Origin of the sequence: Oceanicoccus sagamiensis (assembly GCF_002117105.1) — a bacterium.
GTDB classification, from domain to species: Bacteria; Pseudomonadota; Gammaproteobacteria; order Pseudomonadales; family Dasaniaceae; genus Oceanicoccus; species Oceanicoccus sagamiensis.
On record NZ_CP019343.1, the window covers coordinates 2540172 to 2555908 of the forward strand.

Here is a 15737-nt window from a genome sequence, read left to right on the forward strand (position 1 = left end):
TTTTTGTTTTTATAGCAAGTTTATACTGACTTAAATTGAATAGATGGTTTGATTATTTTTATATGGTTGAGGTGATTTATGGGTTTGCTAGTGGCAGGTGAGTGGGTCGATCAGTGGTATAAGTCTTCCGCTAAAGGCGAATTTGTTCGCCAGGATAGCCAGTTCAGAAACTGGATAACGGCCGATGGTGCGGCGGGGCCCACCGGGAGCGATGGATTTAAGGCAGAGGCTGGGCGCTATCACCTCTATATCTCGCTGGCCTGTCCATGGGCGCACCGCACGCTGATATTTTTAACGTTAAAAGGCTTACAGGATGTTATTAGTGTGTCGATTGTCGAGCCTTTGATGCTGGATAAGGGGTGGTACTTTGATGCAGAGCAGGGCGATGGCTTATATGGTTTGCAGTACTTGCACCAAATCTATCGCAAGGCGCAGCCGGATATTACAACGCGGGTGACGGTGCCGGTGCTGTGGGACAAGCGGCGCAATACCATCGTTAGCAATGAATCGGCGGATATTATTCGTATGTTTAATACCGCCTTTAATTCCTTAACCGGTAATACGGAGGATTATTACCCTGTCGCTTTACGTGAAGAGATTGATTCATTGAATGACCGTATCTATCACCGGGTAAATAACGGTGTCTATCGCTCGGGTTTTGCGACTACGCAGTCAGCGTATGAAGAGGCTTATTATGCCTTGTTTGAGGAGCTTGATTGTCTGGAGACGCTGTTGGCTGGCCGTCGCTACCTAACTGGCAATACCATTACGGAGGCAGACTGGCGTTTATTTACCACGTTGGTGCGTTTTGATGCGGTTTACTTTGGACACTTTAAAACCAATCGCCAGCGTATTGCGGATTACCCCAGCTTGTCGGAGTATGTGCGTGATTTATATCAGCAGCCCGGTATTGCCGAGACTGTTGATATGCCTTATATCAAGCAGCATTATTACGGTAGTCATAGTACGATTAACCCTACAGCTATAGTGCCGGTAGGGCAGGAGCTGGATTTTTCTGTACCCCACCAGCGCCAGCGTTTTAGTGAAGAGCTTTCTGCGGCGTCATCGTAATAGCCCGCAGCGGCGCCACCATTAATGGTCCCCAGTGGCCTAATCAGTATGTTTTTAAAAGGAAGAAAAAATGAGTGAGCAACATAAAGATTTTTCAGTGAGAGATGCCGTAGATACGGTCGCGCCATTGTTTGTCAACCGCTGGTCTCCCCGAGCCTATTTGCAGGAGGCCATTAGCGATCAGGATTTGGCAACGATTTTTGATGCTGCCAGGTGGTCGCCCTCCTGTTTTAATGAGCAGCCATGGCAGTTTATTACCTCAACGCCGACCAGTTATGGCAAGTTTTTAAGCTTGCTGGTTGATGCTAATCAGGCGTGGGCGAAAACGGCGCCGCTGATTGGCTTTGTAGTGGCTTCAAAAACCTTTGCGCGTAATGGCAATGAGAATATGCATGCTGACTTTGATACCGGCTCCGCCTGGATGGCGGTTAATTTGCAAGCTTTAAAGCTGGGCTATTATGCTCATGGTATGGGTGGGATTGAATACGATCAGGTTTACCAGGCCTTTGATATTGACCCTGCCACCCATCAGGTGATCTGTGGTTTTACCCTGGGTAAGGTCAATCTGGCGGCCGATGAGGAAATTACCACCAGAAAGCCATTGGCCGATATTTGGCGGCAGGTATAGCCCGCCCGGCAGGGTGCTTCTTCACCCTGCCGGGTTTGTTGTTTGTCGCCGTTACTTGAATAGCTGATTTTTTGCATTATGATTAGCTGCATAGCTGGCACTCGCATTGATCAATAATTAATCAGTTATAACCTTCCTGTCTGTTTTTTAAGCTCTCTTTATAAGTAAATAGCCTTTAACTTAAAGTAGCACTTTAAGTTTGTTCTCTAGGGTGTTGTATTTATTGTTTTTAGTGTTTTATGCTTGTGCGACTTCTTAGTAGATGCCTGCAAGTTCCTGTTTTTTTTACCGAAATTCCCCTCCATTTGTCGCATTTAGCCTTGATCAATATCAGGTGAGTCTCTATAGTTGCCAAAGTGGAAAAAAGTGTGAAAAAGTGCCTTTTTGTGGATATTTTTTCCTCTATTTGAAAAAAACGACTAAAAAGTGGCAAAACATGTATCTCGGTAGTAATGCAATCAGTATGGACGCCAAAGGGCGTCTGGCGATTCCGGCGAAAGTCCGTGATGCGCTGCTGTCTGATTGTGGTGGCCGTATTGTGGTCACTGCCCATACCGAAGAGCGTTGTTTGCTGGTCTATCCAGAGCAGCAATGGCAGCAGCTTCTCCCTCAAATCGAAAGCCTCCCCAATATTAATCGCAAGGCCGCCAAAATGCAGCGGGTGTTATTGGGCTATGCCACCAATTTAGAGGTTGATGAGGCTAATGGGCGGATTCTATTGCCGCCCACACTGCGTGAGTATGCTGGCTTAGAGAAAAAATTAATGTTGGTTGGCCAGGGCAAAAAGCTAGAGCTCTGGAGTGAAGAAGAGTGGGCCAAATATCTTGATGCTGCTGGGGATGAAGATGAAATACCCCCAGAAGTACTGTCGCTGTCTTTATAAGCGATGAGTGCGCATGAAACCGTATTGCTTACCGAGGCCGTTGATGGATTGGTAACGCGGGCTGACGGTATCTATGTCGATGGCACATTTGGGCGCGGTGGTCATAGTGAAGAAATTTTAAAGCGCCTCGATAGTGGTGGTCGTTTATTGGGTGTCGATAAAGACCCGCAGGCCATTGCCACCGGTGAAGCGTTGGCTGGCCGGGACTCGCGGTTCCAGATTGTGCAGGGCAGTTTTGCCGATACCAAGGCGGCGTTAGCGGATTTGGGTATTGAAAAAGTCGATGGCCTGCTGCTGGATTTGGGTGTGTCTTCGCCGCAGTTAGATCAGTCAGAGCGCGGTTTTAGTTTTTTGCGTGACGGCCCGCTGGATATGCGGATGAACCCAGAGGCTGGTCAAAGTGCAGCGCAGTGGTTGGCGGTGGCAGAGGCGAGTGATATTGCCCGCGTACTAAAAGAATTTGGTGAAGAGCGCTATGCCAAGCGTCTGGCCAACGCGGTGGTGACCGAGCGGGCAGAACAGCCTATAACCACCACCTTGCATTTGGCGAAAGTGATTGCCGATGCACATCCCGCTTGGGAGAAAGGTAAAAATCCAGCCACCAAGACTTTTCAGGCGATACGGATTTTTATCAATAACGAATTAGGTGATTTGGAGCAGCTTTTGGCCGATTCACTGGATATGTTAGAGGTGGGTGGCAGGCTGGCTATTATCAGCTTCCACTCATTAGAGGACCGGATGGTAAAGCGTTTTATCAAGCGCCATGTGCGTGGAGATGAATTGCCCGCCAATGTGCCGGTCACCGTGGACCAGCTCAATCGGCGGTTAAAAAATATTGGCAAAGCTGTAAAAGCCAGTGCCGGTGAAGTAGAAAATAATGTGCGTTCAAGAAGCGCCATTATGCGAGTGGCAGAAAAAATTGCTTGAGTGAACAGGCAATTAAAAATAACAGGTTATTTGGGATGGCGTGTGACAGTGCCGTTTAAATCGCAGGACTAATAATAATGATAGCAAGCTGCGATGAATAACGAGAAAAGTAAAGGTGAGGCAGTGGTAAATGCTTCTATAAGTAGTGCTGAGCAAACCAGGTTGTTAGTCGTTGGTCTATTGGTTTTGTTGTTGGTAATCGCTTCGGCCTTGGGGGTTATTTATAGCTCCTATAAAAGTCGTCAGTTATTTAGTGATTTACAGCAGCAAAACAGAGAAGCGGTACGCCTGGAAGAAGAATGGGGGCGGTTGTTGTTGGAGCAGAGTACCTGGGCTTCTCATGCGCGTGTTGAGCGCATGGCGAAATCCGAGTTAAAAATGGTAGTACCTGCGCCAGAGACAATCATAGTGGTAAAGCGATGACTGTGATGGGTAACAATGGCTAAAGTCACACGACAAGCAGTACCTGCGTGGCGTTTTATGCTGGTGATTTTATTACTGGCTGGCCTGGCATCGCTATTAATCTGGCGAGTACTTTCCCTGCAAGTTCTGGATACCGAGCGCGGCCATGAATTTTTGCGTGGTCAGGGTGATGCCCGTACCGTTCGTACCGAACATATTCCTGCCTACCGCGGTGTTATCTCCGATCGCAATGGCGAGCCTTTGGCTGTGAGTACTCCGGTCGCCTCTATCTGGATCAATCCAAAACATATTATTTCAGAATCCGACCGCTGGGCCGAGCTGGCCGCTGTCCTTGGTATGAGCCGTGAGCAACTAAAAGATAAAATCACCCAAAATAGCCGTCGTGGTTTTGTTTACTTGCGTCGTCACCTTCCTCCCCAGTTGGCTGACGAAGTCGTCGGATTGCGGATAAAGGGAGTCAATATTCAGCGCGAGTACAAACGTTATTACCCTGCCGCTGAAGTGGCCTCACATATTGTGGGCTTTACCAATATTGATGATCAGGGTCAGGAGGGCATGGAGCTGGCCTTTGAAAACTGGCTAAAGGGTCAGCCCGGCAGTAAGCGAGTGCTAAAAGATTTACATGGCAATGTGTTTCGCGATATTGGCGAAGGCGAGTCTGCTCACTCTGGCAAAGACTTAATGTTAAGTATTGATATGCGCTTGCAGTATTTGGCCTACCGCGAATTAAAAGCGGCGATGCAACGGGTTGATGCTAAATCCGGTTCAGTAGTTATGTTAGATAGCGATACCGGCGAAGTGCTGGCAATGGTCAATCAGCCTTCTTTTAACCCTAATAATCGTCGTGCCCTGAAGCCTGCCCATATGCGCAACCGTGCTATGACCGATATGTTTGAGCCGGGCTCTACAGTTAAGCCATTAACGGTTGTGGCGGCATTAGAGTCTGGCCGTTACAAACCTGACACCGTTATTGATACCAATCCTGGCTATATCCGCGTGGGTAAGAAAACCCTGATGGACCCGGTGAACTATGGTTCGATCGATGTGACCAGTATTTTGACCAAATCCAGTCAGGTCGGTACAAGCAAAATAGCCCTCGACCTTGATGAGCAATCCGTTTGGGAAGTGTTTAGCCGCTTCGGTTTAGGTGTTAGTACCGGTAGTAGTTTTCCGGGTGAGAGCGCTGGCCTTCTGCCTGGTCGACCCAATTGGCGGCCGATAGAACGGGTCAATTTTGCTTTCGGTTATGGCTTGACTGTTACCCCTTTACAGCTCGCACAGGCTTATTCGGTTTTTGCCAGTGGTGGCGTTTTCCGGCCAGCCACTTTATTACGGCAGGAGCAGGTTGAAGCTGGCGAGCAAATTATCAGCCAGAAAATAGCCGACCAGTTAGTCGATATGTTGAAAACCGTTACCGGCGAAGACGGTACCGCAAAGCTGGCTCGGGTGGCGTCCTATTCGGTTGCTGGAAAAACCGGCACCGTACATAAAGTGAGTGAGAAGGGCGGCTATGCTGATAGCCGTTATATGGCTGTTTTTGCCGGTCTTGCACCTGCTTCAGACCCACGCATTGTTACGGTGGTAATGATCGATGAGCCTAATCTGGAAAAATACCATGGCGGTGAATCGGCTGCCCCCGTGTTTTCCAAAGTTGTTACCGATGCGTTAAGAATTTTAGATGTGACGCCGGATAAATCCCTACCCGTTAACCGTTTGGTGAAAGAGCAGAGCAAGCCAAAATCAGGGAGGCGTAAATCGGCTTAATGATGGCAGCAATGGATACTAACAATACCAGACGGCTAGCTGACTTGATCAACATAAACGATCAAGAGCTGGCTGCTATTGCGGTTTCGGGCATTGAGTTGGATAGCCGCGAAGTTACTGCTGGTGATGTATTTTTGGCCTGTGCAGGCTTTGCCTCTGATGGTCGCGACTATATTGACCAGGCCATTGCTGCTGGTGCGGTCGCTGTGCTAGCCGAGCAGGATGAACGGTGGCCCAATCATTCAATGCGACATGGCATTCCCATTGTGGTGGTTGAAAAACTGTCGCAAAAAATCAGCGCTATTGCCGGTCAGTTTTATAAGCATCCATCCCAACAATTACCCGTGCTGGCAGTCACTGGAACCAATGGCAAAACCAGTTGCACTCAGTTGTTACAGCAGTTGCTTAATGCTCTGGATAAAAGCTGTGGAGTTATTGGTACTTTGGGGGCGGGTGCCGATGGAGAATTAGCAGCGGGTATTAATACGACGCCCAGCGCCGTAGCTATCCAAAAACTGCTGGCCAACTGGTTAGCCGATAATATTTCAACGGCTGCGATGGAGGTTTCCTCGCATGGCCTTGAGCAGGGACGTGTACAAGCGCTGCAATTTGAGTTGGCCTTATTTACCAACCTAAGTCGCGACCACCTTGATTATCACGGTTCCATGCAGGCCTATGCCGAGGCCAAAGCGCGGCTATTCCGGCAGCCAGGCCTTAAGCATGCGGTTATCAATATCGATGATAATTTCTCCAGCTCCTTATTAAGTATTATTAATGATGATGTTGAGGTTACCCGCTTTAGTATTGATGCGGCACAAGATAAGAATAAGCGTATTGATGTCTGGGTAGAAAATATTTCCTATCATCCCGATGGGGTCAGTGCTGAGCTGCATTCCCCTTGGGGAGAATTTGAATTGCATAGCCCGCTACTGGGCAGCTTTAACTTAAGCAATGTGGTAGCGGTGGTTAGCAGTCTTGGTGTCTTGGGTTACCCCGTTGCTACAGTTATTGAAAAACTGCAAGTGCTGGGCACCATTGCTGGCCGGATGGAAAAAGTGACCTCGGCTACAGATATCAATGTCGTTGTCGATTATGCCCATACCCCGGACGCATTAGAAAAAGCGCTGGTGGCCATGCGTCAGCATAGCGAGGGTGATGTGTGGTGTGTCTTTGGTTGCGGCGGTGACCGCGATCAGGGCAAGCGTTCATTGATGGGAGAAACGGTACAGCGCTATGCCGACCATGTGGTGGTGACCAGTGATAATCCTCGGCACGAATCCGCCAGCGATATCATTAATCAGATTCTGGGTGGCGTAAATTGCCCCTCCTTGGTTGAAGAAGATCGCGCCAAGGCGATTGATTTTACTATCGCCAATGCCAAAGCTGGCGACTGTGTATTACTGGCCGGTAAAGGGCATGAGGAATATCAGCAGGTCGGTGATTTACGGGTGCCTTTTAGTGATATTAAACAGGCGCGTTTAGCGCTGGCAAAGCGTGCGGGGGTGAGTCAATGATGTCGACATTATCCCTGTCAGCGATTGCAGAAAAAACCGGCGGCCAGCTTAGTCAGGATATGCAATTTTCCCGAGTCTGTACCGATACCCGCAGTATTCAACCGGGTGATTTATTTGTCGCCCTCAGTGGTGAAAACTTCAACGGTAATCTGTTTGTTAATGAGGCGGCCAATAGCGGCGCTGTAGCAGCGATTGTGAACGAGGCCGTAGATGCTTCTATACCCTGCTTGCAAGTAAGCGATGCCCGCTTAGCGCTGGGTTTAATTGCCAAAGCGAATCGTCAACAGTTCACCGGTCCATTGGTTGGTTTAACCGGCAGTGCTGGCAAAACCTCTACCAAAGAAATGGTCGCCAGCATCTTGTCCGAGATGGGGGAGGTGCTAGCCACCCGCGGTAATTTTAACAATGAAGTTGGTGTGCCTAAAACCTTGCTGGAGCTTGAGAGCAAGCATGACTATGCCGTCGTCGAAATGGGGGCTAGTAATAATGGCGACATTGCTTACCTGATGCAGTTTGCCGAACCCACCATTTCAGTCTTAACCAACGCTATGGCGGTGCATATTGAGGGTTTTGGCAGTCTTGAAAATATCGGCAAAACCAAAGGTGAAATTTTCGAAGGCTTATCAGCCAGTGGCACGGCGATTATTAATCTTGATGACCAATTTTATTCGCAGTGGCGAGAGCAGGCTGGAGCGGCCTCTATTGTCACCTTTAGCAAGCACAATACGGCCGCGGACTTTTATGCCAGCGATATCGCCTTGCAAACCGGTGGTGATATGTCATTTATTTTGCATACGCCTACAGGTACCCAGGCTGTCAATCTGGCGATACTCGGTGAACATAATGTGATGAATGCCGTGGCGGCATCCGCAGCCGCTGCAGCGGCGGGTGCCGGTTTGGACACTATCAAAAATGGTTTGGAAAAAGTTAAGCCGGTTAATGGCCGATTAAAATCTTTTGCGCATCAGGGTCAAACCATTATTGACGATACCTATAACGCCAGTCCCGGTTCTATGAAAGCCGCCATTGATGTGCTGATGGGTTTTTCCGGCGAGCATTGCCTGATTATGGGCACTATGGGCGAGCTGGGTGATATGGCTATCAGTGCCCATAAAGAAGTCGCGGAATACGCCGCCGAAAAAGGTGTTGAGCAAGTGTTGGCGGTTGGTGAATACGCAGAGCTTGTGGTGCAGAGCTTTGGTAAACAGGCTGTGGCTTATAGCGATATGAGTGAGTTGTTGCTCGATATACACCGTATTCAATCCTCAGTGATATTAATTAAAGGTTCGCGCAGTGCGCGGATGGAGCGGGCGGTGGAAGCACTGCTGGCCAGCAATGGGAGACAACAGTAATGCTACTGTTATTGGCAGATTTTCTGTCCCAGTATATTAGTGCTTTTCAGGTATTTCAGTACCTGACTTTCCGCGGCATTCTTGGGGTGATGACGGCATTGGGTATCTGCCTGGTGTTTGGTCCTTATATGATTCAGCGCTTGAACTATCACCAAATTGGTCAGGCAATCCGTGATGATGGCCCTGAGTCTCACTTAAGTAAATCTGGTACACCTACCATGGGTGGTGCCTTGATTTTGGTGTCGATTGTACTCAGTACATTGCTTTGGGGTGACTTAAGCAATGCTTATGTCTGGACTGTATTGATTGTCACCATCATTTTTGGTGCGGTAGGTTGGGTTGATGACTATCGCAAAGTCATAGAAAAAAATTCACGGGGTTTACCGGCACGCTGGAAATATTTCTGGCAGTCAGTGGGTGGTCTGGGCGCCGCTATCTTCCTCTATACGCAGGCAACTAATCCGGCAGAAACACAGTTGTTTCTACCTTTCCTAAAAGATTTCGCTTTAGATTTGGGCGTGTTCTATATCGTGCTGACCTATTTTGTCATTGTCGGTGCCAGCAATGCAGTCAACCTGACCGATGGCCTGGATGGGCTGGCGATTATGCCGACGGTCATGGTCGGTTCGGCACTGGGAATTATTGCCTACCTGGTGGGTAACGTAGCCTTTTCAAGCTACTTATTTATCCCTTATATCGCCGGTACCGGTGAATTGGTGGTGTTCTGCGGTGCCATGGCAGGGGCAGGCTTGGGCTTTCTTTGGTTTAACACCTATCCAGCACAAATATTTATGGGCGATGTTGGTGCCCTGGCTTTAGGTGCTGCGTTGGGCACTGTTGCGGTTATTACTCGCCATGAAATTGTCTTTTTTATTATGGGCGGGATTTTTGTACTGGAAACCGTATCGGTTATTTTGCAGGTGGCTTCCTTCAAGTTAACCGGCAGAAGAATTTTTAGAATGGCACCGATTCATCATCACTTTGAATTAAAAGGTTGGCCAGAGCCAAGAGTGATTGTGCGGTTTTGGATCATTACAGTGATGTTGGTGCTGTTTGGTTTGGCCACATTAAAACTACGTTAAAGGCAATAGAGTGCAATTAATAGCAACAGATAATAAGCAGGTGGTTATAGGGCTCGGTATTACCGGGCTTTCCTGTGTGCGTTATCTAGCGGCTAATAATAAGCCTTTTTCTGTGGTGGATAGCCGTGAAAATCCGCCGGGCCTGGATGCGTTTAAAGCCGAATTTCCAGATATTAGCCTAACACTAGGTGAGATTTCTGAAACAGCCCTGGCTGGCGCCGATGAATTAGTCGTTAGCCCCGGTGTTGCTATTGACGAGCCGGAGATTGTTAAGGCGGTAGCAAAGGGTGCCCATATTTGTGGCGATATCGATTTATTTTGTAAGGCTGTCGATGCGCCGGTGATTGCCATTACCGGTTCCAATGGTAAATCCACCGTGACCACTCTGGTGGGTGAAATGATTGAGCGCTCCGGTAGAAAGGTTGCCGTCGGTGGCAATATTGGTACGCCAGCGTTGGATTTATTAGCGGCAGAGACACCGGATATCTATGTGTTGGAACTGTCGAGTTTTCAATTGGAACGCTCAGAAAATTTATCCGTTGAAGTGGCGACCGTACTGAACGTCAGTGCCGATCATATGGACCGCTATAACAATATATTGGCTTACCATCAGGCCAAGCATCGTATCTTTCACGGCTGTAAAAAAGTGGTAATTAATCGCGCTGATGCTTTATCCCGGCCGCTGCTGGCGGAGGGTGTCGAAGTCTTTACCTTTGGTTTGAGCGATTCGGATTTTAACGGCTTTGGTGTGTTAAATGATGGCGAGGTTGAGAGTCTGGCTTATCAGTTTAAACCGCTAATGCCGGTAAGCGAGTTGGCCATGGTCGGGCGTCACAATATCGAAAATGCTCTCGCGGCCATGGCATTGGCTGCGGCGGTGGGTGTTGAGATAGCGCCCATGTTAGACGTATTACGTCAATTTCCGGGGTTGGAACATCGCTGCCAATATGCCGGAGAGCATCAGGGTGTGCGTTTCTATAATGATTCAAAAGGCACCAATGTAGGCGCGGCGATCGCATCGATTAATGGGCTAAAAGACAACGCTAACGATATTGTATTGATTGCCGGTGGCGATGCCAAAGGTGCAGATTTTTCACCGCTTTTACCGGTGTTAAAGCAGTCAGTAAAAAATCTGGTACTGATCGGTAATGCTGCACAGGCGCTGAGTGATTTATGCAGTGAGTCGCTAAATGTGCATAGGGCAGACTCTATGGAGCAGGCGGTTAATCAAGCCGTGGCATTGGCCAATCAGGGTGATGTGGTCTTGCTGTCACCAGCCTGCGCCAGTTTTGACATGTTTGATAATTATCAGCATCGCGGTGAGGTATTTGTCGCCGCGGTACAGCAATTCATCGGGGATGATAGCTAATGGGTGCGGTAGCAATTAATACCAAGCTTAATGGCTCTTTTTTGCAAAGGGCTATCAAGCCCTTGACCGCGATTAAAGGATCCGCGGAAAAAACGATGAGCGTTGATATGACGCTGGTGTTGTTCTCTATCGCATTAATTGTGATTGGCTTTGTTGCCATGAGTTCTGCCTCCATCGAGTTTGCCGCCGAGCGTTATAACAATCCCTTTTATCATAGCTACCGTTATTTGTTTCATTTAAGTGTCGCCATTGTCGGTGGTTTGGTTGTCTATCGTATTCCAATGAGTTTTTGGCAGCATACGGGCTGGTTCTGGCTATTGGCTGCATTTGTATTGCTGATCGTAGTGTTGATTCCTGGTATTGGCTCGGAAGTCAATGGTAGTCGCCGCTGGGTACGGTTGGGGCCATTGAATTTACAGTGTTCAGAAATCGCCAAGGTCTGTGTGATTTTATATTTGGCGGGTTATTTAGTGCGCCGCCAGGATGAAGTCAGGGAAGAGTGGAAAGGGTTTATTAAGCCCATGGGTGTCTTATTTTTTGTCACCATATTACTGATGGCAGAACCCGACTTTGGTGCCACTGTTGTGACTCTGGGTACGGCTTTTGGCATGATATTTTTAGCCGGTGTTCGTCTGTGGCAATTTAGTCTGGTGATTTTAGCTGTGTTGGCTGCCGGGGTTGTAGCGGTGGTGAGTGAGCCCTATCGAATGAAGCGCTTGACCGCTTATACCGATCCATGGGCTGATCAGTTTAATACCGGTTATCAGTTAACTCAGTCTCTGATTGCCTTTGGGCGAGGAGAGTGGTGGGGTGTTGGGTTGGGTAACAGTATTCAAAAGCTGTTTTATTTGCCGGAGTCCCATACCGATTTCGTGTTTGCTATTTATGCAGAAGAGTTTGGTTTTGTCGGCGCTGTGATTTTGATTGCCCTGTTCTGCGGTTTGATTGCCAGAATTTTACAAATCGGCCGCAAAGCTGAAAAACAACAACAAGTCTTCAGTGCCTATGTTGCCTACGGTATTGCCTTAATGATCAGTGGTCAGGTATTTATCAATATCGGGGTGAATACTGGCTTGTTACCCACAAAAGGGTTGACCCTGCCATTTTTAAGTTATGGCGGCAGTAGTTTGATGGTGTGTTGTGGGCTGCTAGCTATGGTGATGCGCATCCATAGTGAGACAGCGACAGCTCTGGCTGGTGGTGCGAAAAAACTTAGAACCAAAAAGCGGCAAATTAAAAAACCAGCCAAGGGAGGGGAGAACAATGACTGAGTCATTACCCCGCTCTGTTTTGATTATGGCTGGCGGCACTGGCGGACATGTTTTCCCTGCCTTGGCCGCAGCGCAATGTCTGCGTGACAAAGGGATTAATGTGGAATGGCTGGGAACAGAGCGCGGTATCGAAGCGCGCTTAGTGCCCGAAGCCAATATCCCTATTCACTTTATTCAGGTTTCCGGGCTGCGCGGTAAGAATATTGTCAGCATGATGAAGTCGCTATTGCAGTTAGTCGGCGCTGTTATTGCCTCCATTCAAGTGCTGATTAAGCTTAAGCCTATTTGCATATTAGGTATGGGCGGTTTTGCATCGGGCCCCGGTGGCTTGGCGGCTTGGTTAACCGGTCGTCCGTTGGTGATCCATGAGCAAAATGCCGTAGCTGGCACCACGAATAAAGCGCTGGCACACATCGCCAACAAAGTCTTGCTGGGTTATCCGATTAATTTGGGTGGCGCAAAAGCACAACATATTGGTAACCCGGTTAGGGGGGAGATCGCCCGGCTACCGGCTCCAGAACATCGTGGAGTCGGTAACTCGGGTGCGCTGCGCTTACTGGTGTTAGGTGGCAGTCTTGGGGCCAAGCCTATTAATGATTTGTTGTTAGATACTTTGCTGGGTATGACCACAGAGCAGCGCCCACAGGTTTGGCATCAAACGGGCCGTGCCCATTGCGACGATGTGGTGGCGTCTTATCAGCAGCATGATATTGATGTCAACGCCGAAGCTTTTATCACTGATATGGCGGCGGCCTATCAGTGGGCAGATGTGGTGCTTTGCCGTGCTGGAGCACTAACGGTAGCGGAACTGGCAGCGGCAGGTGTCGCTTCTATATTGGTGCCACTACCCCATGCGATTGATGATCACCAGACGGAAAATGCCCGTTGGCTGGCAGATAATAATGCAGGAATTTTAATGAAGCAGTCCACCTTAGACGCTGAACAGCTGGCGGGTTTATTACAATCACTTGATGGCGATAGCGAAAGATTGTTAGCCATGTCTATTGCTGCCAGAAAACTGGCTAAAGTGGATGCGGCGGAACAGGTGGCCAATATCTGTTTGGAGGTGGCCAATGGTTGATAGTGCAACCGAAACAGGCTTTGTTATCCCTGAAATGCGCCGTATCAAGAAAATACATTTTGTCGGCATAGGCGGCGCCGGTATGTGCGGCATTGCGGAAGTGTTGCTCAATACCGGCTATGAAATTTCCGGCTCAGATATTCAGGTTTCAAAAAATACTCAGCGTTTAGAGTCTATGGGTGCCACCATTTTTATTGGCCATGCTGAGCACAATATTACCGGTGTTGATGTGGTGGTCACCTCTACGGCGGTGAGCGGTGATAACCCGGAAGTGACTGGCGCAATGGCGTTCCGTATTCCGATTGTGCCTCGGGCTGAAATGTTGGCTGAGCTAATGCGTTATCGTCATGGTATTGCCGTGGCTGGTACCCATGGTAAAACCACCACCACCAGTTTGATCGCTTCTGTTTTTGCCGAGGCAAAGTTGGACCCCACTTTTGTGATTGGCGGTTTGTTAAATAGCGCTGGCACCAATGCCCGTTTGGGCGAAAGTCGAATTTTAGTTGCAGAGGCGGATGAGAGCGATGCCTCGTTCCTGCACCTGCAACCGATGGTGTCCGTGGTGACTAATATTGAAGCGGACCATATGGCCACATATGGCGGCGACTTTAACCAGTTGAAAAAAACCTTCATCGAATTTCTACACAACCTGCCGTTTTACGGTATGGCGATTATGTGTATCGATGATGATGTGGTCAGGGGCTTGTTGCCTTTGGTTGGCCGTTCAATCCTTACCTACGGCTTTAGCGCAGATGCTGATTTTTCCATTAGTAATATAGAAAAGCAGAGTCTATCGACTTCCTTTACGGTTACTCGTCCCGGCAGCTTAAGTCCGATTGATGTGACGATTAATATGCCGGGTGACCACAATGTCTTAAATGCGACGGCAGCTATTGCTGTCGCTACCGATGAAGGCGTTGATGATGCAGCAATCCAGAAAGGTTTGCAGAAATTTCAGGGTGTGGGTCGTCGTTTTCAGGTTTACGGGGAATATGATATCGACGGTGGAACGGCCCTGTTAGTCGATGACTACGGTCATCATCCAACAGAAGTCGAGGCTACTATCGCAGCTGCTCGTCAGGCCTGGCCCGACCGTCGTTTGTTAATGGTTTATCAGCCTCATCGTTATACCCGTACCAAAGATTTGTATGAAGACTTTGTTCGCGTGTTATCCACCGTCGATAGTTTATTACTGTTGGAAGTGTACTCCGCGGGTGAGGATGTTATTACCGGTGCTGATGGCCGTAGCCTGAGTGGCAGTATCCGTAGCCGCGGCCAGGTAGATCCGGTTTTTGTTGAAGACCGTGCCAGTGTGGCAGAGGTACTGAAAAATATTATGCAGCCAGGGGATGTGGTTTTAACCCAGGGTGCGGGCAATGTAGGTGCTATAGCGGCGGAGTTAGCCGCTGGAAAATTAGGTAGCTTTAAATGAGTCAGGACATCGACCTTCATAATCAATTGCAAACGCCAGTGGCTGTCTTATTTGGCGGACACTCTGCGGAGCGGGAAGTTTCGCTGCAAAGCGGTGCCGCTATTTTAGCTGCGTTTCAAGCACAAAATATTCCGGTCGAGGCTATTGATACACAGGATGACGACTGGTTGGAAAGAGTGACTCATCATCATCGGCATGCCTTTATCGCATTGCATGGTGGGGATGGTGAAGATGGCACGGTACAGGGTGCGCTGGAAAATATTGATGTCAGCTATACCGGCAGTGGTGTTGCCGCTTCAGCTCTGGCAATGGATAAAGTGCGTTGCAAATATCTTTGGCAGGGAATGGATTTACCGACACCGTTGTTTGCCGAATTAAATGACGAAAGTGATGTGGCTGAGATAATTCAGCAGTTCGGCAAAGTGATAGTAAAACCCTCTTGTGAGGGTTCAAGTATCGGTATGACTATCGCGACCACCGCTGAGGAATTATCAGCAGCCTATCTGGCTGCCAGAGCATACGATGATTCCGTGATGGTCGAGCAGTGGGTGCAGGGTGCGGAGTTTACGGTAGCTATTTTAGGTGGTCGGGCACTGCCAGCTATTCGCCTGGAAACCGATCATGGTTTTTATGATTACGATGCCAAATATATTGCCGACGATACCCGTTATATCTGCCCCTGTGGCTTGGAGAATAAACTGGAAACGCAGTTGCAGGAACTGGCGCTAGCTGCTTTTTCCAGTGTTGGTTGCGAAGGTTGGGGGCGGGTAGATGTAATGCAGGACGAGCAGGGTAATTTTTACTTGCTGGAAGTCAATACGGTACCCGGTATGACCAGTCATAGCCTGGTACCAATGGCCGCCAAGGCGGCAGGTTTAAGTTTTAAACAACTGGTAAAAGAAATTTTAACGTTAAGTTTAAAGTGATTTAGCTGAAAACC

Annotated in this window: 14 protein-coding genes; all 14 read left to right on the top strand. The window is 48.6% G+C overall.

The window, feature by feature from the left end:
- The first annotated feature begins 78 nt into the window (after nucleotides 1-78).
- Complete coding sequence (locus tag BST96_RS11590) at nucleotides 79-1071, top strand: glutathione S-transferase family protein (protein WP_085758863.1); 993 nt, start codon at nucleotides 79-81, stop codon at nucleotides 1069-1071.
- Between the two features lie 70 nt (nucleotides 1072-1141).
- Nucleotides 1142-1699 carry a nitroreductase family protein gene (locus BST96_RS11595; protein ID WP_085758864.1) on the top strand — a complete coding sequence of 186 codons (558 nt, stop codon included), beginning with the start codon at nucleotides 1142-1144 and terminating at the stop codon, nucleotides 1697-1699.
- Nucleotides 1700-2135: 436 nt separating this feature from the next.
- The gene (gene mraZ, locus BST96_RS11600) at nucleotides 2136-2582 is read left to right on the top strand and encodes a division/cell wall cluster transcriptional repressor MraZ (protein WP_085758865.1); all 447 of its coding nucleotides are present in this window, start codon (nucleotides 2136-2138) and stop codon (nucleotides 2580-2582) included.
- Between the two features lie 3 nt (nucleotides 2583-2585).
- A complete protein-coding gene (gene rsmH / locus BST96_RS11605) occupies nucleotides 2586-3509 on the top strand; it encodes a 16S rRNA (cytosine(1402)-N(4))-methyltransferase RsmH (protein ID WP_085758866.1) in 924 nt (307 codons plus the stop codon).
- 93 nt (nucleotides 3510-3602) lie between these two features.
- Nucleotides 3603-3932: a cell division protein FtsL gene (gene ftsL, locus BST96_RS11610; protein WP_085758867.1), complete on the top strand. Its 330-nt coding sequence runs from the start codon at nucleotides 3603-3605 to the stop codon at nucleotides 3930-3932.
- A 15-nt stretch (nucleotides 3933-3947) separates the two neighbouring features.
- Entirely contained in the window at nucleotides 3948-5696 is a 1749-nt protein-coding gene (locus BST96_RS11615; protein ID WP_085758868.1) for a peptidoglycan D,D-transpeptidase FtsI family protein, read from the top strand.
- Complete coding sequence (murE, locus tag BST96_RS11620) at nucleotides 5696-7210, top strand: UDP-N-acetylmuramoyl-L-alanyl-D-glutamate--2,6-diaminopimelate ligase (RefSeq protein ID WP_085758869.1); 1515 nt, start codon at nucleotides 5696-5698, stop codon at nucleotides 7208-7210. Before BST96_RS11615 ends, murE begins: the two co-directional genes overlap by 1 nt.
- On the top strand, nucleotides 7207-8562 hold the full coding sequence (locus BST96_RS11625; protein WP_085758870.1) for a UDP-N-acetylmuramoyl-tripeptide--D-alanyl-D-alanine ligase: 1356 nt from the start codon (nucleotides 7207-7209) through the stop codon (nucleotides 8560-8562). Before murE ends, BST96_RS11625 begins: the two co-directional genes overlap by 4 nt.
- Complete coding sequence (gene mraY / locus BST96_RS11630; RefSeq protein WP_085758871.1) at nucleotides 8562-9644, top strand: phospho-N-acetylmuramoyl-pentapeptide-transferase; 1083 nt, start codon at nucleotides 8562-8564, stop codon at nucleotides 9642-9644. Before BST96_RS11625 ends, mraY begins: the two co-directional genes overlap by 1 nt.
- A gap of 10 nt (nucleotides 9645-9654) precedes the next feature.
- Nucleotides 9655-11013, top strand: a complete 1359-nt coding sequence (murD, locus tag BST96_RS11635; RefSeq protein ID WP_085758872.1) for a UDP-N-acetylmuramoyl-L-alanine--D-glutamate ligase — start codon at nucleotides 9655-9657, stop codon at nucleotides 11011-11013.
- A 95-nt stretch (nucleotides 11014-11108) separates the two neighbouring features.
- Nucleotides 11109-12284 carry a putative lipid II flippase FtsW gene (gene ftsW / locus BST96_RS11640; RefSeq protein ID WP_157117934.1) on the top strand — a complete coding sequence of 392 codons (1176 nt, stop codon included), beginning with the start codon at nucleotides 11109-11111 and terminating at the stop codon, nucleotides 12282-12284.
- The gene (gene murG, locus BST96_RS11645; protein ID WP_085758874.1) at nucleotides 12277-13365 is read left to right on the top strand and encodes an undecaprenyldiphospho-muramoylpentapeptide beta-N-acetylglucosaminyltransferase; all 1089 of its coding nucleotides are present in this window, start codon (nucleotides 12277-12279) and stop codon (nucleotides 13363-13365) included. Before ftsW ends, murG begins: the two co-directional genes overlap by 8 nt.
- Nucleotides 13358-14797, top strand: a complete 1440-nt coding sequence (murC, locus tag BST96_RS11650) for a UDP-N-acetylmuramate--L-alanine ligase (protein ID WP_085758875.1) — start codon at nucleotides 13358-13360, stop codon at nucleotides 14795-14797. Before murG ends, murC begins: the two co-directional genes overlap by 8 nt.
- Nucleotides 14794-15723: a D-alanine--D-alanine ligase gene (locus BST96_RS11655; protein WP_085758876.1), complete on the top strand. Its 930-nt coding sequence runs from the start codon at nucleotides 14794-14796 to the stop codon at nucleotides 15721-15723. Before murC ends, BST96_RS11655 begins: the two co-directional genes overlap by 4 nt.
- The last annotated feature ends 14 nt before the right edge of the window (nucleotides 15724-15737 follow it).

Excerpts from the sequence above, each read along its gene's own strand:
- BST96_RS11590 (WP_085758863.1), top strand. The coding sequence starts at position 79 with ATGGGTTTGCTAGTGGCAGGTGAGTGGGTCGATCAGTGGTATAAGTCT.
- BST96_RS11595 (WP_085758864.1), top strand. The coding sequence starts at position 1,142 with ATGAGTGAGCAACATAAAGATTTTTCAGTGAGAGATGCCGTAGATACG.
- mraZ (WP_085758865.1), top strand. The coding sequence starts at position 2,136 with ATGTATCTCGGTAGTAATGCAATCAGTATGGACGCCAAAGGGCGTCTG.
- rsmH (WP_085758866.1), top strand. The coding sequence starts at position 2,586 with ATGAGTGCGCATGAAACCGTATTGCTTACCGAGGCCGTTGATGGATTG.
- ftsL (WP_085758867.1), top strand. The coding sequence starts at position 3,603 with ATGAATAACGAGAAAAGTAAAGGTGAGGCAGTGGTAAATGCTTCTATA.
- BST96_RS11615 (WP_085758868.1), top strand. The coding sequence starts at position 3,948 with ATGGCTAAAGTCACACGACAAGCAGTACCTGCGTGGCGTTTTATGCTG.
- murE (WP_085758869.1), top strand. The coding sequence starts at position 5,696 with ATGATGGCAGCAATGGATACTAACAATACCAGACGGCTAGCTGACTTG.
- BST96_RS11625 (WP_085758870.1), top strand. The coding sequence starts at position 7,207 with ATGATGTCGACATTATCCCTGTCAGCGATTGCAGAAAAAACCGGCGGC.
- mraY (WP_085758871.1), top strand. The coding sequence starts at position 8,562 with ATGCTACTGTTATTGGCAGATTTTCTGTCCCAGTATATTAGTGCTTTT.
- ftsW (WP_157117934.1), top strand. The coding sequence starts at position 11,109 with ATGAGCGTTGATATGACGCTGGTGTTGTTCTCTATCGCATTAATTGTG.
- murG (WP_085758874.1), top strand. The coding sequence starts at position 12,277 with ATGACTGAGTCATTACCCCGCTCTGTTTTGATTATGGCTGGCGGCACT.
- murC (WP_085758875.1), top strand. The coding sequence starts at position 13,358 with ATGGTTGATAGTGCAACCGAAACAGGCTTTGTTATCCCTGAAATGCGC.
- BST96_RS11655 (WP_085758876.1), top strand. The coding sequence starts at position 14,794 with ATGAGTCAGGACATCGACCTTCATAATCAATTGCAAACGCCAGTGGCT.